At 63.5% G+C, this 23,243-nt stretch carries 19 protein-coding genes; 6 read left to right on the top strand and 13 right to left on the bottom strand.

What is annotated here, in order from left to right; genetic code table 11:
• Positions 1-13: 13 nt before the first annotated feature.
• Both soxY and soxX read right to left on the bottom strand, forming a co-directional pair.
• Positions 14-529, bottom strand: a complete 516-nt coding sequence (gene soxY / locus QXZ85_RS06320; protein WP_315702699.1) for a thiosulfate oxidation carrier protein SoxY — start codon at positions 527-529, stop codon at positions 14-16.
• 25 nt (positions 530-554) lie between these two features.
• The gene (gene soxX, locus QXZ85_RS06315) at positions 555-902 is read right to left on the bottom strand and encodes a sulfur oxidation c-type cytochrome SoxX (protein ID WP_315702700.1); all 348 of its coding nucleotides are present in this window, start codon (positions 900-902) and stop codon (positions 555-557) included.
• 140 nt (positions 903-1,042) lie between these two features.
• On the opposite strand from soxX, the gene QXZ85_RS06310 reads away from it, so the two are divergent.
• Positions 1,043-1,738, top strand: a complete 696-nt coding sequence (locus tag QXZ85_RS06310; protein ID WP_315703167.1) for a DUF938 domain-containing protein — start codon at positions 1,043-1,045, stop codon at positions 1,736-1,738.
• A 173-nt stretch (positions 1,739-1,911) separates the two neighbouring features.
• On the top strand, positions 1,912-3,159 hold the full coding sequence (locus QXZ85_RS06305; RefSeq protein WP_315807190.1) for an MFS transporter: 1,248 nt from the start codon (positions 1,912-1,914) through the stop codon (positions 3,157-3,159).
• Between the two features lie 92 nt (positions 3,160-3,251).
• On the opposite strand, the gene QXZ85_RS06300 is transcribed toward QXZ85_RS06305, so the two are convergent.
• The gene (locus QXZ85_RS06300; protein ID WP_315768972.1) at positions 3,252-3,797 is read right to left on the bottom strand and encodes a carboxymuconolactone decarboxylase family protein; all 546 of its coding nucleotides are present in this window, start codon (positions 3,795-3,797) and stop codon (positions 3,252-3,254) included.
• 139 nt (positions 3,798-3,936) lie between these two features.
• On the opposite strand from QXZ85_RS06300, the gene QXZ85_RS06295 reads away from it, so the two are divergent.
• On the top strand, positions 3,937-5,121 hold the full coding sequence (locus QXZ85_RS06295; protein WP_315702702.1) for an acyl-CoA dehydrogenase family protein: 1,185 nt from the start codon (positions 3,937-3,939) through the stop codon (positions 5,119-5,121).
• 126 nt (positions 5,122-5,247) lie between these two features.
• Positions 5,248-6,387, top strand: a complete 1,140-nt coding sequence (locus QXZ85_RS06290; protein WP_315762498.1) for an acyl-CoA dehydrogenase family protein — start codon at positions 5,248-5,250, stop codon at positions 6,385-6,387.
• Positions 6,388-6,617: 230 nt separating this feature from the next.
• Here the strand turns inward: QXZ85_RS06290 and QXZ85_RS06285 are convergent, their stop codons facing one another.
• The 10 genes from QXZ85_RS06285 to QXZ85_RS06240 all read right to left on the bottom strand — a co-directional run bounded on the left by QXZ85_RS06285 (position 6,618) and on the right by QXZ85_RS06240 (position 19,061).
• Positions 6,618-8,102 (bottom strand): AMP nucleosidase, encoded by a 1,485-nt coding sequence (locus QXZ85_RS06285; protein ID WP_315744225.1) that lies wholly within the window; start codon positions 8,100-8,102, stop codon positions 6,618-6,620.
• Positions 8,103-8,972: 870 nt separating this feature from the next.
• Positions 8,973-10,010 carry an amino acid ABC transporter substrate-binding protein gene (locus QXZ85_RS06280; RefSeq protein WP_315703169.1) on the bottom strand — a complete coding sequence of 346 codons (1,038 nt, stop codon included), beginning with the start codon at positions 10,008-10,010 and terminating at the stop codon, positions 8,973-8,975.
• A 63-nt stretch (positions 10,011-10,073) separates the two neighbouring features.
• Positions 10,074-10,670, bottom strand: coding sequence for a L,D-transpeptidase (locus tag QXZ85_RS06275; RefSeq protein ID WP_315702705.1), 597 nt, complete (start codon positions 10,668-10,670; stop codon positions 10,074-10,076).
• Between the two features lie 103 nt (positions 10,671-10,773).
• Positions 10,774-10,902, bottom strand: coding sequence for a DUF2474 domain-containing protein (locus tag QXZ85_RS06270; RefSeq protein WP_315702706.1), 129 nt, complete (start codon positions 10,900-10,902; stop codon positions 10,774-10,776).
• Positions 10,902-11,912, bottom strand: a complete 1,011-nt coding sequence (gene cydB, locus QXZ85_RS06265; RefSeq protein ID WP_315702707.1) for a cytochrome d ubiquinol oxidase subunit II — start codon at positions 11,910-11,912, stop codon at positions 10,902-10,904. Before cydB ends, QXZ85_RS06270 begins: the two co-directional genes overlap by 1 nt.
• On the bottom strand, positions 11,909-13,315 hold the full coding sequence (locus QXZ85_RS06260; protein ID WP_315768926.1) for a cytochrome ubiquinol oxidase subunit I: 1,407 nt from the start codon (positions 13,313-13,315) through the stop codon (positions 11,909-11,911). Before QXZ85_RS06260 ends, cydB begins: the two co-directional genes overlap by 4 nt.
• A gap of 462 nt (positions 13,316-13,777) precedes the next feature.
• On the bottom strand, positions 13,778-14,389 hold the full coding sequence (locus QXZ85_RS06255; protein ID WP_315702709.1) for a sigma-70 family RNA polymerase sigma factor: 612 nt from the start codon (positions 14,387-14,389) through the stop codon (positions 13,778-13,780).
• Between the two features lie 222 nt (positions 14,390-14,611).
• Entirely contained in the window at positions 14,612-15,349 is a 738-nt protein-coding gene (locus QXZ85_RS06250; protein ID WP_315702710.1) for a response regulator, read from the bottom strand.
• The gene (locus QXZ85_RS06245) at positions 15,346-17,091 is read right to left on the bottom strand and encodes a DUF3369 domain-containing protein (RefSeq protein ID WP_315702711.1); all 1,746 of its coding nucleotides are present in this window, start codon (positions 17,089-17,091) and stop codon (positions 15,346-15,348) included. The genes QXZ85_RS06250 and QXZ85_RS06245 overlap by 4 nt, the downstream gene beginning before the upstream one ends.
• Positions 17,061-19,061 carry an ATP-binding protein gene (locus tag QXZ85_RS06240; protein WP_315703170.1) on the bottom strand — a complete coding sequence of 667 codons (2,001 nt, stop codon included), beginning with the start codon at positions 19,059-19,061 and terminating at the stop codon, positions 17,061-17,063. Before QXZ85_RS06240 ends, QXZ85_RS06245 begins: the two co-directional genes overlap by 31 nt.
• 544 nt (positions 19,062-19,605) lie before the next feature.
• Between QXZ85_RS06240 and ugpB the strand changes: the two genes are divergently transcribed.
• Together ugpB and QXZ85_RS06230 are read left to right on the top strand one after the other, a co-directional pair.
• Positions 19,606-20,919, top strand: a complete 1,314-nt coding sequence (gene ugpB, locus QXZ85_RS06235; RefSeq protein ID WP_409977477.1) for a sn-glycerol-3-phosphate ABC transporter substrate-binding protein UgpB — start codon at positions 19,606-19,608, stop codon at positions 20,917-20,919.
• Between the two features lie 490 nt (positions 20,920-21,409).
• Complete coding sequence (locus tag QXZ85_RS06230; RefSeq protein ID WP_316173778.1) at positions 21,410-23,041, top strand: ABC transporter substrate-binding protein; 1,632 nt, start codon at positions 21,410-21,412, stop codon at positions 23,039-23,041.
• The last annotated feature ends 202 nt before the right edge of the window (positions 23,042-23,243 follow it).

The following is a 23,243-nucleotide window of genomic DNA, read 5'->3' as shown; positions in this document are numbered from 1 at the left end:
TTGAACTCCTGAGCTATCCGCCGCAGCCGCCGACGGTGACCTTGACCTCTTTGGTCACGCTGTAGAGCTTGCCGCCGGATTCGACCAGCGCGATCACATTGCTCGTCTTGGCCATCTTCAGCCGGTTCGATACCGCCGGAATGGTGCCTTCCGGGATCTTGTACGAGGCCGCCAGCGCAAACGGGTTCTCGCTGACGACGAAGGCGATCGAGCTGACGTCGGGAAGCGTCGTGGTCACCGCGATCGGCACCACGCCGCCATTCTCGGCGATTTCGGGCGCGTCCAGCTTGATCTTGTCGGAGGGCTCGTGGTCCCGGCCGTAAAGCAGCTTGATGGCCTCGCTCGCGCTCTTCTGCTTGAAGGCGTCTTCCGGATAGGCGTCGTTGGCCGCGGCAAACGCGGGCGCAAAGCCGAACGCGGTTTGGCCCAGGGTTTGGCCCACGCCGAGCAGCGCCACTGCGCCGGCGCCCTTGAGGATCAGGCGGCGCGTCGCCAACGGCTCGGCGGAGCAGCCCAAACTGGCGGTCATTTCAAATCTCTCCAAATTCTCGGGATCAGAGGGTCTGCAGGAAATCGACGATCGCGTTGATCTCCTGCTCGGTCAGGATGCGATTGCGGCCGAACGGCGGCATTACCGTCTGCGGATTGCGTGCGGTCTCGTCTTTGAGGATCGCAACCAGCTCGTTGTGGTCGTAGCGTAGCTTCAGGTTCTCGAGCTTCGGTCCGATCGAGCCGGGCAGATCGCCGCCCTTGATCTCGTGACAGGTCAGGCAATTGCCTTTGCCGCGATCGAAGGCGAGCTTCTGGCCTTCGCTGACCGCCGATTGGGCCTGTGCGACCGAGGCGGCAAGCACGGAGAGGCCCAGCGCCAGGGCGGTGGTCGAGATCGCGTGTGAAAGCAAGGTGTGTTCCAGCCCGTTCGGTGAACCGCAATACTATAGGGATTGACAAGCATAAAGGCCACCGGCTGGCAATGCTGCCTGTCCTGCGCCGCCGGTTCGGTTAAGCTGAAGGACAAAGGAGATCGCCAAAGGAGATGGCCGTGGCGGAGTATGTGGTCGAGTTCGGCAAGGACGGGCGGCGGGTGGAACCGGACGGGCGTCTGGATGCGGCGGCGTTCCACCGCAATCATCAGCCGATCTGGGCGGTGCTGGCGCGTTTCCTCGGCCAGCAGACCGGCGACGTGCTCGAGGCCGGCAGCGGCACCGGCCAGCACGTGGTCTATTTCGCCGGGCAGAGCCCCGGTATCATCTGGTGGCCGAGCGACTACAAAGAGCAGCACCTGAAGAGCATCGCGGCCTGGCGCGCGCATGCGGGCCTGCCGAACATCCGGCCGCCGCGCCAGATCGATCTGTCCGATCCCGTCTGGTGGGCCAGGCTGCAGGCCGATGGCGGCCCGTCCGGGCTACGCGCCGTGTTCTGTGCCAACGTGATCCACATCGCGCCATGGTCGGTGGCCGAAGGGCTGTTCGCCGGCAGCGCGCAGGCGCTGCAGCCGGACGGCCTGTTGTTTCTCTATGGTCCGTTCAAGCGCGCCGGTAAGCACAGCGCGCTCAGCAATGCAGTGTTCGATACGTCGTTGCGCGAGGGCAATCCGGAATGGGGCGTGCGCGACATCGTCGATCTCGAGGCGCTTGCCTCGCGCTGTGGCCTTGCCCTGCGCGAGACGGTCGACATGCCCGCCAACAACATGATCCTGGTGTTCGGGCGAAGCGATGGTGCTGCGACCCCCGATTGACATCCGATTGACATGGCTCAAACGCGGCGGCGCCTTCGGGTGAAATACCGATAGCCGGATGAGCTCGCAGGCCGCGGCATGGCCCGCGCCCGTCCGGGTCGGTTGCTCGGACCCAGCCTTCTGCTACTGGAAGGAAGCAAACCGGGCGAATGGCCCCTGGCGTGGACTGATGAATGACCGAGTTGATCGCAGACGGCGACGAGATCACGGATGACGCACGCGCGCGGCGCAATGTGGCGCGGCTCGCCGCGGCACAAGCGCTGACCGGCGCCAATTCGGCGGTGATCTTCGCAACCGGCGCCATCGTCGGTGCCACCATCGCGCCTAGCGTCGCCTTCGCCACGGTGCCGATCTCGATGTATGTGGTCGGCCTCGCCGTCGGCACGCTCCCGACCGGCGCGATTGCGCGGCGCTTCGGCCGCCGGGCCGCGTTCGTCATCGGCACCGGATTCGGCGCCATCACCGGCGTCCTCGGCTCGCTTGCGATCCTGCGCGGCTCGTTCGCGCTGTTCTGCGTTGCGACTTTTCTCGGCGGCCTCTACGGCGCGGTGGCGCAGTCCTATCGCTTCGCCGCCGCCGATGGCGCCAGCGAGGCGTTTCGGCCCAAGGCGGTGTCGTGGGTGATGGCGGGCGGCATCTTCGCGGGCCTGCTCGGTCCACAGCTCGTGCAATGGACCATGGACGTCTGGCAGCCTTATCTGTTCGCCTTCAGCTATCTGGCGCAGGCCGCGATCGCGCTGGTCGCGATGGCCATCGTCGCCGGGGTCGATATGCCCAAGCCTGCGCCGGCCGATCTGCATGGCGGACGGCCGCTGCTCGAGATCGTGCGCCAGCCACGCTTCATCGCCGCCGCGCTGTGTGGCACCATCGCTTATCCCGTGATGAACCTGGTGATGACCTCGGCGCCGCTCGCCATGCAGATGTGCGGGCTCACCGTGTCCGATTCCAATTTCGGCCTGCAGTGGCACATTGTGGCGATGTACGGCCCGAGCTTCTTTACGGGCTCGCTGATCGCGCGCTTCGGCGCCCCTGTCATCGTCGCGGTCGGCCTGGCCTGCGAGGCGGTCGCCGCCATGATCGGGTTGTCGGGCCTCACCGCCATGCATTTCTGGGCGACGCTGGTGATGCTCGGGGTGGGCTGGAATTTCGGCTTCGTCGGCGCCTCCGCGCTGGTGCTGGAAACGCATACGCCGTCCGAGCGCAACAAGGTGCAGGCCTTCAACGATTTCCTGATCTTCGGGTTGATGGCGCTGGGCTCGTTTTCCTCCGGTCAGTTGCTCGCCAATTTCGGCTGGTCGGCGGTGAACCTCGTGGTGTTTCCGCCGGTGCTGCTCGGGCTGTGCGTGCTGGCGCTGGTCTGGTCGTCGAAACGCCGCACGCGGCTCGCGGCGGTGGATGTCTCCACAGATTTTCGGCCGTGAAGTTCGACCTCTCATAGCAGTGCCGCCGTGCTCTCCTCCCCGCAAGGGGGGAGGGGAGTTCACCTTCGCCTCGGTGAGGTGCTATCCGCACTTCACTTCAATTCCGACACTTCTCCCTCTGGCAGATCGAACTCGAACGCATTGAGCGTCATCGACACCATCGTATAGTAGCCGCACAGCCCGATGATCTCGACCAGCCCGCGCTCGCCGAGCAGCGCGCTCGCCTCAGCGTAGAGCGCATCCGTCAGGCCGTGACCCTCGTGCAGTGATTTCGCGACGTCGTAGATCATCTTCGCCTTGGGATCGCTGAACGCAGGCGTGCGGCGATCGCGGATATCGTCGATGATCTTGATGTCCAGCCCGCCCTGCAGCGCGAGCCGCTTATGCGCGTACCATTCGTAATGCGCGGTCCAATGCCGTGCGGTGACCAGGATCGCGATCTCCGAGAGCGCTGCGGGAAATACCGTGTCGTAGCGCAGGAAGGCGCCGAGCCGGGTCGCATGCCGCGCCATGTCCGGACTGTTGAGCCAGGCCATCATCGGCGGCGGTGGCGCGCCGCGCTTGCTCGCGATCGACTCGTCGTAGATAGCCCGTTGCTCCGCGCTCATTTCGCCTGGCGAAAGAAGTTTCAGCCGCACGTCCGTTTCCTCCATCATGTCGATCGTCAGCATTGCAGATAGCATCGCACGCGCTGCAACATCGATATTGAATTTAACCGGTCCTTGGGCTTAGGTCTCGGCCAACGATCTTGACAATGGAAACGCGTGAGGACGCCCGATGGCCGATCTCGAAACATTCCGCCGCGAAACGCGCGCCTGGCTGGAGGCCAATTGCCCGCCGGAGATGCGCACGCCGATGACCTCGGAAGAGGACACGTTCTGGGGCGGCCGCAACGCGAAATTCACCTCCGAGCCGCAGCGCATCTGGTTCGAGCGCATGCGCGACAAAGGGTGGACCGTGCCGCACTGGCCCAAGGAATATGGCGGTGGCGGGCTCGACGGCGAGGAGGCCAAGATCCTGCGCCAGGAGATGACTGAGATCGGCGCGCGGCCGCCGCTGACGTCGTTCGGCATCTCGATGCTCGGCCCGGCGCTGTTGAAATACGGCACCGAGGCGCAGAAGCGCGAACATCTGCCAAAGATCACGGCCGGCCTGATCCGCTGGTGCCAGGGCTATTCGGAGCCGAACGCCGGCTCCGATCTCGCTTCGCTGCAGACCCGCGCGACAAGCGATGGCGAGGACTTCATCATCAACGGCCAGAAGATCTGGACGTCCTACGCCAACTACGCCGACTGGATCTTCTGCCTGGTGCGCACCGATCCTGCGGCCAAGAAGCACGACGGCATCAGCTTCATCCTGTTCGACATGACGTCGAAGGGCGTCTCCACCAAGCCGATCCTGTTGATCTCCGGCCGCTCGCCATTCTGCGAAACCTTCTTCGACAATGTCCGCGTGCCCAAGGCCAATGTGGTCGGCCAGATCAACCGCGGTTGGGACGTCGCCAAATATCTGCTGCAGCACGAGCGCGCGATGATATCAGGCATGGGCGAGCGCAGCGCCGGCCGGCCGCTCGGCCAGATCGCCGCCGACTCGATCGGCAGCGATGGCCAGGGCAGGCTCGATGATGCGGTGCTGCGCGGGCAAATCGCGACCTTCGAGGTCGATGAGGCCGCGCTTGCGGCGGCGGCCGAACGGATGACCGATCTCGCCAAAGCGGGGCAGGGCCATCCGGCTTTCTCGTCGGCAATGAAATATTACGGCACCGAGCTCAACAAGCGCCGCTACGAGCTTTTGATGTCGGCCGGCGGCATCGATGCGCTGGAATGGGAAAGCGACCGCTCGCGCGAGGGCGCCCGCCCGCGCGCCTGGCTGCGCACCAAGGCCAATTCGATCGAAGGCGGCACGTCCGAAGTCATGCTCGGCATCGTCGCCAAGCGCATCCTGGATCTGCCGGGGGCGTAGCGCCGCACCGTCGTTCCGGGGCAGGCGAAGCCTGAACCCGGAACCTCGAGATTCCGGGTTCGTCTCTGCGAGACGCCCCGGAATGACGCCTCTAACACTGACAGCGATTTTTCGAACGGATTACCCATGCCCCTCCTCCTCACCGAAGAACAATCCATGCTGCGCGACAGTGCGCGCGGGCTGATCAGCGACAAGGCGCCGGTGGCGCATCTGCGGCACTTGCGCGACAGCCGCGACGAGACCGGCTTCTCGCGCGAGCTCTGGGCGAGCTTCGCCGAAATGGGCTTTGCCGGCCTGCTGGTGCCGGAGGAGCACGGTGGCAGCGGCCTGAATGCGGTCGAGGCCGGCGTTGTCATGGAAGAGATCGGCCGCACCTTGATGCCCTCGCCCTTCTTGTCGACAGCGGTGCTCGCGGCCTCCGCGCTGACGCGTGCCGGCAGCGCTGCGCAGAAGGCGGAGTATCTGCCGAAGATCGCGGACGGCTCTTTGCTCGCAGCGCTAGCGCTCGACGAAGGCGCCAAGCATCGGCCGCTGCATACCGCGATGCAGGCCGCGCGATCCGGCAACGGCTTCAGGCTCACTGGCGCCAAGGCGATGGTGGTCGATGGTCACGTCGCCGACCTCCTGATCGTCGCGGCGCGCAGCGCCGGCGCGCCCGGCGAGCGCGATGGGCTGAGCCTGTTCCTGGTCGATCCCAAGGCCAAGGGCGTCGCGATCGAGCGCACGGTGATGGTGGACGCGCACAATGCGGCGCGGATCACATTCGATCATGTCGAGGTGGATGCCGACCATGTGCTCGGCGAGATCGATGGCGCCTCTGCAATTCTCGATGGCGTGCTCGGTCTCGGGCGCGGCGCGGTCGCCTCCGAGATGGTCGGCCTCAGCGAAGAGGTGTTCGGCCGCACCGTGGCCTACCTCAAGGAGCGCAAGCAGTTCGGCAAGCTGATCGGCGAATTCCAGGCGCTGCAGCACCGCGCCGCCCAGCTCTACATCGAGATCGAGATCACCCGCGCCGCGGTGCTGAAGGCGCTGCAGACGCTCGATTCCGACCCGGCCGATGCCGCTGCGCTGGTGGCAGTCGCCAAGGCGCGGGCAGGAGCCACCGCAACCCGTGCGGTGCAGGAAGGCGTGCAGATGCATGGCGGCATGGGCATGACCGACCAGTTCGACATCGGCTTCTTCATGAAGCGCGCCCGCGTCTGCGAGGAGCTGTTCGGGGATTCGAACTACCACGCCGACCAGCTGGCGTGCCTGCGCGGGTATTAGGCCATAGAATTCGACCCACAGCTGTCGTCCCGGGCAAGCGAAGCGCAGACCCGGGACCCATATCCACCGTTACCGGTATTGTGCAGGGCTGGGGCCACATCTCGTCCTACCGCTGATTACGGTGGTTATCCCTGCGTTCGCAGGGACGACCGCGAGTTTGCGGAGCCAGACGGATCATCACAGCGGCACCCTGTGCCACCGTCGGCCACGAATCTTGTTCCAACATCAACCTATTGAAACGCCACTTCCGCGAAGCTGCGCAATTTGCGCGAATGCAGCCGCTCGGATTCCTCCTGCTTGAGCGTGTCGAGCGCCTTCAGCCCGATCTGCAGATGCTGGCCGACGCGCTGGCGATAGAACTCATTGGCCATGCCGGCGAGCTTGATCTCGCCATGCAGCGGCTTGTCGGACACGCATAGCAGCGTGCCATAGGGCACGCGGAAGCGATAGCCATTGGCCGCGATCGCCGCTGATTCCATGTCGAGCGCGACGGCGCGCGATTGCGACAGCCGGCGAATCACCTCGGGGCCACTGATCTCCCAGTTCCGGTTGTCGACAGAGGCAACGGTGCCGGTGCGCATCACCCGCTTGAGCTCGAAACCCGACAGTCCCGTGATGTCGGCGACGGCCGCCTCCAGCGCGACCTGCATCTCGGCGAGCGCGGGGATCGGCACGGATGTCGGCAGTTCGTGATCGAGCACATGGTCCTCGCGAACGTAGCCGTGCGCGAGCACATAGTCGCCGAGCCGCTGCGAGTTGCGCAGGCCGGCGCAATGCCCGAGCATCAGCCAGGCATGCGGTCGCAGCACGGCGACATGGTCGGTCACGTTGCGCGCGTTCGACGGACCGGTGCCGATATTGATCAGGGTGATGCCTCGATAGCCCGGCTCGACCAGATGGTAGGCCGGCATCTGCGGCATGCGCTCGGGCGCCGTGCCGGTCGTGCCGCCGCCCAGGCGCTGGTTGCGCGTGATCACATTGCCCGGTGCGACGAAGCTGTCGGGGCCAGCTTCGCCCGCGGCAAGACGCTGCTGGCAGGCCTGCGCGAACGCATCGACATAGAACTGGTAGTTGGTGAAGATCACGAAATTCTGGAAGTGCTCCGGATCGGTCCCGGTGTAGTGATAAAGCCGCCGCAGCGAGTAATCGACGCGCGCCGCCCGGAACAGCGACAGCGGCTCGGGGTCGCCGGGCCTCAGCTCCAGCGTGCCGTCGGCGATGGCATCGTCCATCGCGGCGAGATTGGGCGTATCGAACACGTCGCGTAGCGACCGCATCAGCAGAGGACTGTCGGCGCTCGCCAGCGTCCCCTCGACATTGATGTCGCGCCGGTAGGCGAAGTGAAGCGGGATCGGCTCGTTGGAGACGCCGACCTCGACCGGCAGTCCGTGATTCTCGATCAATAGCCGGATCTGCTCTGTGAGATACAGCCGGAAGACGTCGGGGCGGGTGATGCTGGTTTCGTGCACGCCCGGGCGGGCGACGAACCCGTAGGACAGCCGCGAATCCAGCCGTGCATGCGTAGTGGTGGTGATGCGCACGAACGGATAATGGGCGCGGACGCGCGTGGCGAACACCTGGCCGTTGGCATAGGCTTCGAAACGGTCGCGCAGGAACTCGGTGTGGCGCGCGTAGATCTCTTCGAGCCGGGCAACGGCCGCATCGGCGTCGGTGAACGCTTCGGTCGCGATCGGCTGCGGTGTCTGTATGGTCATCGCGGAAACACGCTTGTGGAACGCGGATCGCCTGAAGCGATCTGCCTGGTCATCGAGACAGCATAGCACATCTACGAAGCATTTGCTCGGCCCGAACCGCAGCTTCAAGGATCTGGTCGCCCTCCGAGCGCCACGGAATGACGTGCTCGTCAGATGTCCGACGGGCATTTCGCGCAGCGCCGTCATGCGCAAATTGCCTGTCGTGCCAATCTGCCGCAGGCATGCGGCCTTGCCGTGTCGGGCAAATCACAAGGATGATCTCGGCCATCCCGTTCGCGATGAAGAGGGGCGTTTCGGCCGATCGTCACGAAGCGTAGCAGCGGGGAGCGGTGGACGCATCGGTGTCGGGCTTTGCGTTTGCGAAGCTGACGAACGACTTCGATGCGGACGGTCAAGTCGCGTGGTCCTGACCTCCCGACGCTGAGGTCGCGCTGATGCGACAGCATCATGCGCAAACGGTGGCCAGAAAGCCCGGCGCACCGGGGAGATCGCGAAGCAGCCGTTAAAACCATTGCGCAGGGAAGGCCGGGTCGTCCGGCTGATCCTGTGGTACCTGCCGCCTGCATTTTTTTGAGCAGGCGGGCCACGGGCCTCAGTCGAGGTCCGGCCTTCCCTGCGCCCTCTCTATCTCGAAAGGGCGATGAATTTGCACAGCTCGGACGCTATGCGCCGCGAGAACGCGGACGCATATCTCGTTGTTCCAGCGTTGAAGTCGTGAGAGAGGCTACGAACCCTCAGCTTGTCATTCCGGGGCGCGACGAAGTCGCGAACCCGGAATCCATAACCACGATCCGGAGTATGGATTCCGGGCTCGCCCTTCGGGCGCCCCGGAATGACGGTGGAGGGATTGTGTCCGCGCCGTCCTTCGCCTCACCGGATCGGCGGCGCATATTGAATGCCGCCGGCGTTCCAGAGCTCGTTCATGCCACGCGGAATCTTCAGGCTGGATCGGCTGCCGATGTTGCGCTCATAGACCTCGCCATAATTGCCGACATGCCGGATGATGCGCACCGCCCAGTCCTTGGTGAGGCCGAGATCCTCGCCGAACGAGCCTTCGTTGCCGACCAGCCGCATCACGTCCGGCTTCTTCGACTTCAAGGCCTCGTCGATGTTCTTGGAAGTGACGCCGAGCTCCTCGGCGTTGATCATCGCATAGAGCGTCCACTTGACGATCATCATCCAGTCGTCGTCGCGCTGGCGCACCACGGGTGCGAGCGGCTCCTTGGAGATCACGTCCGGCAGGATGTCGTGGTCGTTCGGCTTCGACAGTTTCAGCCGCAGCGCATAAAGCTGCGAGACATCGGCGGTGAAGGTGTCGCACTTGCCGCTGTCATAGGCCTGGACCACGTCGTCGAGCTTGGCGAGCTTTACCTCCTCGTACTTCATGTTGTTGGTCCGGAAGTAGTCGGCGAGGTTGAGCGCATTGCTGGTCGCGTCCTGGACGCAGACCTTGCTGCCGGAGAGGTCCAGCGCATTCTCGATCTTGCGCGAGCGCGGCACCATGAAGCCCTGGCCGTCGTAATAGGCGACCGCAGGGAAATAGAGGTCGTAGTTCTGCTCGCGCGACATGCTCCAGGTCGAGTTGCGCGAAAGGATGTCGACCTTGCGGCTCTGCAGCTCCTTGAAGCGCTCATTGGCGTCGAGCGGCACGAACGTCGCCTTGTTCGGATCGTCGAAGATCGCAGCCGCGACCGCGCGGCAGAAGTCGACGTCGAACCCGGTCCAATTGCCCTTGTCGTCGGGGATCGAGAAGCCCGGCAGGCCGGCGTTGACGCCGCACAGCACCTCGCCGCGACGCACGGTCCGCTTCAAGGTGCGGGTGTCGTAGAACTCATAAATGATGCCGGAGATCGCGACGAGAACAGCGACAGCGAGCCCGATCAAGAGGCCGCCCCAGAAAGTGCGCATCATGCGTGTCTCGCAAAAGTCAGAAGAAACCGATGGATCGAAATGAAGAGCGCGACAGTGCCGTCACAATTCCGGCTTCTGTCGCACGACGACCTTGGTGCCGACCGGCACGCGATCATAGAGATCGGCGACGTCGGTATTGACGAGGCGGAAGCAGCCGGAGGAAATCTTGGTGCCGATGGTCCAGGGCTGGTTGGTGCCGTGGATGCGATAGACCGTGGTGCCGAGATACATGGCCCGTGCCCCGAGCGGGTTGCCGGGGCCGCCGGCCATGAAGCGCGGCAGATAGGGTTGGCGCGCGATCATCTCCGGCGGCGGCGTCCAGTCCGGCCACTCGGCCTTCTTGGTGACGTTCAGAAGGCCTTGCCACTGAAAGCCGTCGCGGCCGACGCCGATGCCATAGCGGATCGCACGGCCGCCGGGCTGCACCAGATAGAGGTGACGTTCGGTGGTGGAGATGATGATGGTGCCGGGCGGCTCGGTGGTGCGGTAATAGACGATCTGCTTGCGCCATTCCGGATCGAGCTCGTAGCCGTCATCGGCGACGAGGCCGGGCTGATCGCCGGGATCCTCGGGCTGCTGCGCGCAAGCCTGCGCGGCGGACAACGCCAAAGCGATCGCGGTCGTAGTGATGCAGATGAGGTGACGCAACCCCGCCATTCCAAGCTCTCCCTAACGGCTCCTGCCAAGCTTGCCCCGTCCATACCACCCGCCAGATCAAAGCGGCGAATTCGGTGGGAAGTCAAGCCAGGGGAACTGCGTGTCAGGCGTGCTTCAGCCAGAGCCGCAGCACGAATGCGACGGCTGCGACAGTGCCGACGCCGGCGAGCCACAACGCCGCGAACCACAGCAGGCGCTTCGCAAGCGGCGGCTCTCCGTTTAAGGAGCGCATCAGTGATAGCCGCTCTCGGGCCTGACCTTGCCGCGAAACACCCAATAGGCCCAGCCGGTATAGGCGAGAATCAGCGGGATCAGCACGGCGACGCCGACGAGCATGAACAATTGGCTGCGCTCGGGCGCCGCCGCCTGCCAGATCGTGACGCTTTGCGGCACGATGTAGGGATACATGCTGATGCCGAGCCCGGCATAGGACAGCAGGAAGAGCAGCAGCGACAACGCGAACGGCCAGCCATCGCGCTTTTCGGCGAGGTTCTTCATCAGCAGCACTGTCACTGCGATCACGGCGAGCGGCACCGGCGCGGTGAGCACGATCGCGGGCCAGGAGAACCAGCGCTGCGCATATTGAATGGTGAGCAGCGGCGTGGCGAGGCTGACCACACCGATGGCGATCAGCATCGCAAACAACAGATACCAGCTCAGCCGGTAGGCCCTGTCGCGCAACTCGCCCTCGGTCTTCAGGATCAGCCAGGTGGCACCGAGCAGCGCATAGCCGATCACCAGGGAGACGCCGGTCAGGATGCTGAAGGGGCTGAGCCAATCCCACCAGCCGCCGGCATATTGCCTGTGTTCGACATGCACGCCTTGCAGGATCGCGCCAAGCGCGATGCCCTGCGCCAGGGCCGCGATCCAGGAGCCCCCCGCGAAGGCGAGATCCCAGAGATGGCGGCTGTTGCGGGTGCGCCAGCGGAATTCGAAGGCGACCCCGCGGAAGATCAGGCCGACCAGCATCGCGATCAGGGGCGTGTAGAGCGCCGGCAGCAGGATGGCGTAGGCGAGCGGAAACGCCGCCATCAGCCCGCCGCCGCCGAGCACGAGCCAGGTCTCGTTGCCATCCCAAACGGGTGCGACGCTGTTGGTGATGACATCGCGATCCTGTTTCGCCGGAAACAGCGGAAACAGGATGCCGAGCCCGAGATCGAAACCGTCCATCACGACATAGACGAAAACGGCGAAGGCGATGATGAAGGCCCAGAGCGTGGCGAGATCGATCGATGCAGTCATCTTGCGCCAGCTCCTGTCGGCACGCTGGGCGCCGGCGTGATGCCCGCGGTGCGGATCGGGCTCTCGCTGCTTGGTCCTTGCTCGCCGGGATGCGGCGGTTCGGCCATCAGGCGCAGCAGATAGAGAATGCCGGCGGCATAGACGATGAAATAGACGATGACGAAGGCGAGCAAGGACGAGCCCACCGCAGGTGCCGCAAGCGGTGAAGCTGCATCGACGGTGCGGAGCAGCCCGTACACGGTGAAGGGCTGGCGGCCGGTCTCGGTCGTCATCCAGCCCGCGATGACAGCGATGAATCCGGCCGGCCCCATCGCGATCGCGAAGCGATGCAGCAGCGGCGATTGGTACAGCCGGCCGCGCCAGCGCTCCCACAGGCTGAAGAGGCCGAGCGCGAACATCAGCAGTCCGAGCCCGACCATGATGCGGAAGGTCCAGAACGGAATCGCGACCGGCGGCCAATTCTCTCGCGGCACGGTATCCAGGCCGGCGAGGGGCGCGTCCGGGGCGTGTTTCAGGATCAGCGAGCCCAGTTTCGGGATGCCGACGGCGTATTCCAGCTTCCCGGCGGTTTCATCCGGCCAGCCGAACAGATACAGAGGCGCGCCGTCCTTGTGGCTCTCGAAATGACCTTCCATCGCCATGATCTTTGCCGGCTGGTGCTCAAGCGTGTTGAGGCCGTGCTGGTCGCCGGCGAGGATCTGGATGGGTGCGACCAGGGTCGCCATCCACATCGCCATCGAGAACATCACGCGCGGTCCGGGAAGGTGCGCGTTGCGCAGCAGATGGAAGGCGCCGACCGCGCCGACCAGGAGGGCCGTAGTCAGATAGGCCGCCAGCACCATATGGACCAGGCGATAGGGGAACGAGGGATTGAAGATCACCTTCGGCCAATCAACGGAGACGAATTGGCCCTCGGCATTGACGGCGTAGCCGGCGGGCGTCTGCATCCAGGAATTGGCCGAGAGAATCCAGAATGCGGAGATCAGGGTGCCGACCGCGACCATCAACGTCGCAAAGAAATGCAGGCGGGGACCGACGCGCTTCAGGCCGAACAGCATGACGCCGAGGAAGCCGGCCTCGAGGAAGAAGGCGGTCAGCACCTCATAGGCCATCAAGGGGCCGATCACCGGACCGACCTTGTCGGAGAACACCGACCAGTTGGTGCCGAATTGGTAGGACATCACGATGCCCGACACCACGCCCATGCCGAAGGCGACCGCGAAGATCTTCAGCCAATAATGGAAGAGGTTGATGAAGACCTCGCGCCCGGTCCAGAGCCACAGCGCTTCGAGCACGGCGAGGTAGGAGGCCAAGCCTATCGAGAACGCCGGAAACACGATGTGGAAGGTCATCGTGAATGCGAATTGCGCCCGTGCCAGATCAACTGCGTCCAAACCGAACATGCGCACCGTCCGTCAGCCCTGCGCAGCTGCTTTAGCACGCGCCACGTGACGGAGAAATCGCACTGGTTACTCGGAAAGATCAAATGCCAAATTGCCTCACGGCGTGGTCCGGGAAAGACCGCGCCCGATCAAAAGCCTGGAGCGCGGTGGCATTTCGCCCCCAAATGGCGCTGTGTCCGCGCCGGCCTTGCAAAAGACTACGGCCCGGAGGGGGGCATCCTCCGGGCCGTCGGGCAACTTGGAAGCTTCAGTTCGTCAGATGAAGAACTTGCTCGTCTCAGGACCGAAGCCAGCTGGGGGACTGAGCTCCGGTCGGCGATCGAATGTCTAGCAACAGACCTTTTCCGGGTGATTTCGCCGATCGTTTCAATTGTTTCATTCGGCGCCATTCCGGCAAACCTCGCCGGGGCATCGTCCCGACAAACTCTTGGATACGAAGACTTTTTACTATTTGTCCGTCAGTCAAGCCGCGAGGCTGTTCACGCCCGCGCCTCGCAACAAACCGGCGAGCTGCTTGCGCGCATAGAACATCCGGGTCTTCACCGTGCTTTGCGGAATGCCGATGATCTGTCCGACCTCCTCAACCGACTTCTCATGATAGTAGACGAGATTGATGATCTCGCGGTGAGCGGGCGACAATTTTGCGACACAGGCGCGCAAGATGGCGTTGGTTGTGGCGCGATCCAACGACGTTTCCGGCGTGTCGGATCCGTCGGCGATCTCCAGCACCTCTTCCTGATCGATATCCTCGAAACGGCGCTGGCGCAGCGCGGTCAGCGCCTTGAAGCGTGCGATCGACAACAGCCAGGTCGAGACCTGCGAGCGGCCTTCGAACTGCTTGGCGGTCCGCCAAACGTCCAGGAACACCTGGCTGACAAGGTCTTCCGCAATCGTGGTGTCGCGCACGATCCGCAGGATGAAGCGATAGACCCGCACATTATGCCGCGAATACAGAATCTGCATCGCGGTGCGGCCGCCATCGGCAATGCTCTGCAGGAGCATTTCGTCCGAGGTCGTCTGGGCGGCGATGATGCCCTGACTGGCTGCGGAATTGATGGCAACGACGTTTTGCATGACGCTCTCCCGTTCCGCCGCCCCCTTTGCGGCGTTTCGTCGGAGCGGATTGTTAATGAACTCCGGTTTCGGGACGTCTGCACGGAACCGGGAAAATGGTTTCGTGGGTCAGCGGAATTGTTTCGTCGGAAGAAACGCAGCGAAATACTTGTGGCGAAATTGTGGATATTTCCGCAGGAAGGAATATTCCGTTACCCCGCGGTACCGCTGGGAGGGCAGATGTCAGGCCTTCTCTCCGGCGGGGGAGAACAGGTACCCGCCCCCACGGACGGTGCGGATGACGGCCGGTTTGGCCGGATCCGGCTCGATCTTACGGCGGATTCGCATGATGCGCAGATCGACCGCGCGATCGAACGCCTCGGCATCGCGGGCGTTGGCAAGCTCCAGCAGCCGTTCCCGCGACAGCACCCGTTTCGGATTGGCCGCAAACACCTTGAGGAGACCGAACTCGGACGCGGTCAGCGGATGCTCGTTGCCTTCGTCGTCGCGCAACGCCTGCGCGTCGAGATCGAGCCATTTCGTGCCGAAACGGATCAATTGGTCCTGCTTTGCGGCCACGGGGGCGGGTGCGGCCGGCGCCGCTTTCGCCGGCGTGCTCCGCCGCAGCACGGAGCGGATCCGGGCCATCAGTTCGCGCAGCTCGCAGGGCTTGGCGACATAGTCATCCGCGCCGAGCTCGAGACCGACGACGCGATCGATCGGGCTTGCAGTCGCCGTCAGCATGATGACCGGGATGTTGGTCCGGTTCTTGAGGTCGCGGATGATCGAAAGCCCATCCTCCTCGGGCATATTGAGGTCGAGCACGACGAGGTCGGCAGGGCCGGAATCGATCGCGCTGCGCAGGCTTTTGCCGCCGTCGCACAAGGTCACGGTGAAGCCGTGCATCTTGAGATAATCGCCGACCATTTCGCGGGCCGGTGCCTCGTCGTCGACGATGATGATGTGCTGGTTCTGGCTCATGACGGTTCGGTGGTCGGGAGGCTGATGGTGAAGGTCGATCCCTGGCCGGGACCATCGCTTTTAGCAGTCACCTCGCCGCCATGCATATCGATGATACGCTTGACAATCGAGAGGCCGAGCCCGGTCGAGCTCTCTCCGGCGGTGGGCTTGGCCGACAGCCGCTGGAACCGGCCGAATAGTCGCCCGAGGTCCTCAGGCGACAGACCCGCGCCTTGGTCGCTCACGCCGAGCGTCACATTGTCCTCGTCGCCGGCGACCTCGACCGCAATCCGGCCGCCGATCGGGCTGTATTTGATGGCGTTGCTGAGCAGATTGTCGATCGCCTCGCGGATGCGATCCGCGTCGCACATCGTCACCAGATGCGGCGGCGCCGATACCGAGATGATCTGCTGCTTGTTGTGCGCCAGCGGCTGGTTTGCCTCGACGACCTCGTGGACAAGGGCGGCGATATCGACCGGCTCGCGACGGATCGTGATGTCGAAGGCGTCCGCCATGGCATCGGAAATCAGATGATCGACCATCGAAGTCAGTCGCCTGGCGGCGTCGCGGATGTGCTCGACCTGCGAGGTGATGCCGTCCCTGGATGCACCGGTCGCGATCAACTCCGTGAGCATTTCGGTGCGGCCCAGGATCACGCTGAGCGGATTCTTCAAATCGTGAGCGACGGTGCCGAGAATCTCGTTCTTGAATCCGTTGGCGCGCTGCAGGCGAAGCCATTGCGCCGACAGCCTGCGGTTCGCCTGCATCAGCGCGCGGGTCCGCTGCGCCACGCGGTCTTCGAGCTGGGTGTTGGCCTCTTGCAGCTGCTGGTACAGGATCACGTTGTCGAAGGCGATGGACAATCGGCTGGAGAAGATCTCGACCAGCGAGCGGTCGGTCTCGGAGAGCGGCCGTTCGGCCTGCAGCAGCACGACCACCTCGCGGCCGCTTCCGGTGCGAACATAGAGCACGGTGCGCTGGTCAGCGAATTCGTTCACGCGCTGCTTGAAGGCGGCCTCCACCATGTCGCGCAGGTCCGGGTCGAGCGATTTCGAGCTGGGCGTGCCCGTGAAGCGGCTGTAACATCCGGAGCCCGCCAGCACGGAAAAATCTTCCGTTTGGCTGCCGTCGTCCCGCAACACCAGAATTCCGGCGCAGTCGACATTGAGCAGCGAGGCGATCTGGGTCAGCACGCCTTCGGCGAGCCGCTGCATCGACTTGAAATCGTAGAGCGTCGAGGCGGCATCGATGATGATCTCGAGGCCGCGCCGGGTCTGCACCATGCGCTCGAGCTGCTGATAGCTGCGCAGCGCGGCGGTCAGCGAGGTGAACAATTTGTCGGCGGTGAGCTCGGTCTTCGCCTTGTAGTCGTTGATATCGTACTGAACGATGACCCGCCGCTCCGGCGCTTGGCCAGGCTGTCCGGTGCGCAGGATGATGCGCACGGTCTCGTTCTTGATCTCGTTGCGGATATACTCCACGAGCTCGAGGCCGGCGACATCCGTCTCCATGATGACGTCGAGCAGGACCGCTGCGACGTCGGGGTGCTCGCGCATCAGGGCGCGGCCTTCGGCCGCCGAATAGGCCGACAGGATCTCAAGGCCTTGGCCGTTGAGACTGTAGTCGGAGAGCGCAAAGCGCGTGCCCTCATGCACCGCACGGTCGTCGTCGATGACCGCGATCTTCCATTTTCGCGCCGAATGATCGTGTTCGACGATGCCGGTGTCGTCGATCAGGTGGAGGACATCGTCCTGTTCGGCCATTGCGTCGTTCCGTCCCCTGCGGTTTCAGAGCCGCCCAATTCTTTAGAACCTCGGGCGACCCGTGGCATGATAATGCGAAAAGTGGTGCCTTGTCCCAGCCTCGACTCCAGCATCATGCGGCCGCCGAGCTGCTGGGTTACAAGATTATAGACGATATGCAATCCGAGTCCGGTACCACCTTCATTGCGGCGGGTCGTGAAGAACGGATCGAAGGCTTGGCGCTGCACTTCGGGTGTCATGCCGGCACCGCTATCGGAGAAGATGATCTCGATGTCGTCGGGCCCGCGCGGCCGCGCCGTGATCGAGATCGTGCCAGCGCGGCCGTCGGCAAACGCATGATTGACCGCATTGAGGAACAGATTGGTCAAAATCTGCCCATAGGAGCCCGGATAGCCGTCGACCAGGAGTCCTTCGGGCACGTCCGCGGTCAGCTCGATCGGCGCCCGTTTCAGCACTGGCCGCAGGCTGGTGATGATCTGGTCCGTCGCCTCGCCGAGGATGAACTGTCGTCGCTCCGCATGCGAGCGGTCGACTGCGACCTGTTTGAAGGACTGGATCAATTCGCCGGCGCGCAGCAGATTCGCGACCAGCTGCTGCGAAGCATCGCGCGAGGAGCGCACGAACTCCTCCAGCTGCGAGCGACGCAGCCCATTGGACGATTTCAGCTCCGCTTCGAAGATCTCGGCGCGGCGCGCAAAGCTCGATGCGACCGTGAGGCTGATGCCGATCGGATTGTTCACCTCGTGCGCGACACCGGCCACCAGACCGCCTAAGGCCGCGAGCCGCTCGGCGTCGATCAGGTTGCGCTGCGCGGCATTGAGCTCGAGCAGGGCGCTCTCCGCCTTTTCCTTGGATGTGCGCAGCTCGTCCTCGGTCTTGCGTTTGGCGATCGCGTTTTCGCGGAAGATCTCGACCGCCCGCGCCATGGCGCCGATCTCGTCCCGCGCCTCGGTGCCCTGGACCTCGCGGCCATAATCGCCGGAGGCGATCGCTCGCATGGCGGTCATGATCTGCTGCAGCGGAAGCCGGATCGAGAGCGCGATCAGCACCCCTGCGGACAGGATGATTCCAAGGAAGATCACGGCGATCGAGAGCACCCGGCGCGAAATGTCGGCCAGCGTGTGGTCGAAGGTGGTCTGCGCCTTTTGCTCGCGTTGGCGCATCTTCACCGACAGATCGTCGATGGCGCCGATGGTCTCGGCCTGGCTCGCATCGATCGTGTTGCGTAACAGGTCGGTCCGGTTGGTGAGCTGCTCGGAGAGCTTCGAGAAGCCGGCGCGCAGTGCGGCGGTGCGCGCCGCAAGCCGCTCCAGCGCCATCCGCTGCAGGTCGTTGTCGGCAAGGCTCGACATCACCGGGATCGTCTTCTCGATCGTCTCGGTGTTGCGGCGGGCGTCCTCGGCCGAGGCCGGCGCGAGCGACAAGTAATAGGAGTTGGCCGCGACCAGCATCCCGGTAAAGGCTTCGCGCGACCGGCCGAGCGCCGGCCAGATCTGCGCATCGCGGTGGCCGGTGGCGCCCTCGATCACAGAATAGAGCCCGGCCATTTCGCGGGCGGGTCCGAGCACCTCGTCTTCATAGGTCTTCGAGATGGTCGCCTGCAGGCTGCGCAACTCGCCGAATCCGTCAAGGAAGCGGACCGTGACGTGTTCCAGTTCCTCGACCGATCCGGACAGCATCGGATCGGTGGATGCGCGCGTGGTCAGGGTGCCGAGAACGGCCTCGCGCAACAGCAGGATCTCGGCAAACAGTTCCGGGCTCGGCTGATTGATATAGCGGTGAATCAGGTTCTGCAGCCGGCTGGTTTCGCTCTCAAGAAGCGCGAGGATCTTGTCGGATTCCCGTACCTGCCGCACATCTTCCCAGGCCGAGCCCAGCACCGATGCGCCGTTCCAGATCAGGGCCGCGAGCACGATGACGACAGCAGAATTCAATGCTGCGATGGACAAGATCCGCCAGCGGATCGGCACCGCGCGCAGCAGGCGCACCGTCCGGGCGCGACCGAGGGCTGCCAGGCTGACTTGCCGGGCCGGGGCACCTCGCTGGTCGGTGCTCGTCACGAGGGGGCTACCTAGCCTCGTACCTGAGCGAATAACTCGCTCTAGTTGTATTTTGGCCCAGCGGCACCTCACGCCGCGATATGCAATCGCCGACATTGTGCATCGCAACTATGCTGAGGTGTCCGTCAAGATGACGGACGCGGACCGGCCGTGGCAAGGCCGAGAGTCCGTCTCGTATCGGCGCGGCACCCACAGTCGAAGTCCGCGAATGATAGGCGCGGTACACAGCCAACATGGTCCCCTTGAAGATGAGGTCGAGCCCGGCGCGAAAAGGTTCAATGTATTTTATTGACGGGTGCTATAAGACGATTCTGCCGAGATCGCGATGTCCGTCAACGTTTTGTTCGATGGTTGTCTCATCCTGAAGTTGCTTCTCTCCCTCTTCGTGAGGGCGCCATTTCCGCCGAGCAATATTTCATCAGTTTGAATTGGGAAGCGTATCGTGCCCCTCAGTTTGCGTCCTTTCTGGATCGGCCTCGTCGCCGCTGCGAGTTGCTGGGGTGCCCCCGCTTTTGCCGCAACCGATATCATGTGGTGGCACGCGATGTCGGGCCAACTCGGTAAGCAGGTCGAGAAGCTCGCCGCGGAGTTCAATGCCTCGCAAACCGACTACCGCATCGTGCCGAGCTATAAGGGCAACTACACGGAGACGGTGACGGCGGCGATTTTCGCATTCCGCTCGCGCAGCCAGCCTGCGATCGTGCAGGTCAACGAGATCGCCACCGCGACCATGACGGCAGCCAAAGGCGCAATCTACCCCGTCTTCGAACTGATGCGCGATGAACAGGAGAGTTTCTCGTCCTCGGCCTACCTGCCTGCGGTGACCGGCTATTACGCCGATATCGACGGCAATCTGCTGTCGTTTCCGTTCAACGCATCGACCCCGATCTTGTACTACAACAAGGACATGTTCCGCCGCGCTGGGCTCAATCCGGATGCTGCGCCTAGGACTTGGCCTGAGCTCGGCCTGGCCGCGAAGCGCCTGCGCGACAATGGAGCCCTCTGCGGCTTCACGACGTCGTGGCCCTCCTGGATCCATGTTGAGAATCTCTCCGCCTTTCACAACCTGCCGCTTGCGACGCGCCGCAACGGTTTCGGCGGACTCGACGCCGTCCTGACCTTCAACAATCCGGTCTTGATCCGCCACGTCGCTCAAATGGCGAAGTGGCAGTCCATGAAAGTGTTCGATTATAGCGGTCGCGGCCAGGCCGCCGAGCCGCGCTTTCAGAAGGGGGAGTGCGGCATCTTCATCGGATCGTCGGCGACGCGGGCCGACATCAGGGCCAACTCCAAATTCGAGGTCGGCTACGGCATGATGCCGTACTGGCCGGATGTTGCCGGGGCGCCGCAGAATTCGATTATCGGAGGTGCGACGCTCTGGGTGCTCCGCGGTCGCCCAAGCGCCGAGTACAAGGGGGTAGCCAAATTCTTCAGCTTCCTGTCAAAGCCCGAGGTCCAGGCGTCCTGGCATCAGAACACCGGTTATCTTCCGATCACCCAGGCCGCCTTCGACCTCACCAGGGCGCAAGGATTCTACGACCGCAACCCGGGCACCGCGATTTCGATCGAGCAGGTCACTCTGCATCCGCCAACGGAAAACTCACGCGGCTTGCGGCTCGGCTCTTTCGTGCTGATCCGCGATGCGATCGAGGACGAGCTGGAACAGGCCGTGAGCGGACGGAAATCACCTGAGGCGGCCCTTGATGCCGCAGTGGAGCGGGGCAATAAGCTGCTCCGGCAGTTCGAGCGCGCAAGCCCAGACCGCTAGCTAATTCGCCGCCGCAGAATGGCGGCAAGATGATCCCGACATCCGAACTGACGAGCGCGAAGTCATTTCGCAGCTTTCGCGCGTTTCTGCAGTTCTGGCTGCGTTTGGCGCGGGACACCGCGAGCAACCATGGCTGTTCAAGCTTCGAGCCGGCGCCGTTTGTGGGTGAAACCAATCGGCTGGTCCGGATAGGGACCAGCTGATCCTGAAACTCTTCCCATCGATGCGTCGCGTATCGACGGCTGGCCTTTAGGGGTGAGCAGTCTGGACGAGGTTCAGGAGCTCTGGCCGGATCCGGGTGCTCAATTGCGATCGCCCAACATCTTCGCTCAAGGAATGAGCAAAATAGCATGATTGTATGCAATCGCCGACTCGACGGCTGCGACAATTCGCCCATTATCTAATAATTCCAAATGGTTGTGCCGGTGAGCGCCGCTGGCACGAAGCTTGCGAACGTTCCCTCAAGACTCGTTTCTGACGGATCATTTGCATGAAGCGTCGCGATTTCTTGAAATCGGTTTCCGGACTGGCCGCAGGGGCGGTGCTGCCCGTTGCACCCAGTGTGATCTCATCGGCGAAGGCCGATGCCCGGTCCGAGACGCTTCTGATCGTGTCCGAGGGCGGGCCGAACAATCTCGACATCCACGGAGTCGGGACCAACGTCCCAGGCTATGAGGTGTCATGGAATTGCTACGACCGACTGCTCAGCCACGAGATGAAAAGCGGTCCGGGCGGTGTGCCTTACTATGACCGCGACAAGTTCAAGCCCGAGCTCGCGGAGGACATGAACCTCGGCGACATGTCGGTGACGTTCAAGCTGCGCAAGAATGCCAAGTTTCACGACGGCGCACCGGTGACGGCCAAGGACGTCAAATGGTCGCTCGACCGGGCGGTGAGCGTTGGCGGCTTTCCGACCTTCCAGATGAGCGCGGGCTCGCTGACCAAGCCGGAGCAGTTTGTCGTCGTCGACGACCACACGGTGCGCATCGATTTCCTCAAGAAGGATCGGCTGACGATTCCCGATCTCGCCGTGATCGTGCCCTGCATCGTCAATTCGGAGCTCGTGAAGAAGAACGCCTCCGAAAAGGACCCCTGGGGCCTCGAATTTACCAAGCAGCAGACTGCAGGCTCCGGCGCCTACAAGGTGACCAAATGGACTGCGGGCACCGAAGTCGTCATGGAGCGGAACGACGAATGGGCCTCAGGGCCGCTGCCGAAGATCAAGCGCGTGATCTGGCGCATGGTGCCGCAGGCGGGCAACCGCCGCGCGCTGCTGGAACGCGGCGACGCGGACATCTCCTATGAGCTGCCCAACAAGGACTTCCAGGAGATGAAGGCGAACGGCAAGCTCAACGTGGTGTCGCTGCCGATCTCCAACGGCATCCAATATATCGGCATGAACGTGACCAAGCCGCCGTTCGACAATCCGAAGGTGCGGCAGGCGCTCGCCTATGCGATGCCGTATCAGAAGATCATGGACGCCGTGATGTTCGGTCTCGCCAATCCGATGTTCGGCGCGGCAGCCGACAAGCCGACCGAGGTCGCCTGGCCGCAGGCCACCAAATACGTCACCGACATGGAAAAGGCCAAGGCGCTGCTCGCGGAGGCTGGATATGCCAACGGCTTCGAGACCACGCTGTCGTTCGATCTCAACTTTGCCCAGGTCAATGAGCCGCTCTGTGTGCTGGTGCAGGAGAGCCTTGCTCAGCTCGGCATCAAGACCACGATCAACAAGGTGCCCGGTGCCAATTGGCGCACCGAATTGAACAAGAAGGAGATGCCGCTCTTCACCAATATCTTCTCGGGCTGGCTCGATTACCCTGAATACTTCTTCTATTGGTGCTATCACGGCAACAATTCCGTGTTCAACACGATGAGCTACAAGTCGGCGGCAATGGATGGCCTGATCGACGGCGCCCGCGCCGCCGCCGCGATCGGCGACAAGGCCAAGTACGATGCCGACGTGAAAGGCTTTGTCGATCTCGCCTTCGCCGACATTCCGCGCATCCCGCTCTATCAGCCCTATGTCAACGTCGCGATGCAGAAGAACGTGTCGGGTTATCAGTATTGGTTCCACCGCCGGCTCGACTATCGCGCCCTGGTGAAGGGGGGAGTGATGTGAGCTGCCTTGAGGCTCAGAGTCGGGTTCTCTCATTCCCTTCCCCCTTGTGGGGGCGGGGCAGGGAGGGGGGTAGCCACACGCACCGCCGTCGCGGCTCACCCCCCACCCCAGCCCTCCCCCACAGGGGGCTATTGAATGCACACATCTTTTTTGGGTTGCGCGGCTCGTTGAGGACTGATTCCTTAGTGGACATAGGTCTTTA

It is taken from the genome of Bradyrhizobium sp. SZCCHNGR1005, assembly GCF_032489995.1.
Classification (GTDB): Bacteria; Pseudomonadota; Alphaproteobacteria; order Rhizobiales; family Xanthobacteraceae; genus Bradyrhizobium.
The sequence above is the reverse complement of the archived record's forward strand: the minus strand, read 5'-3'. Positions and strand labels throughout refer to the sequence as shown.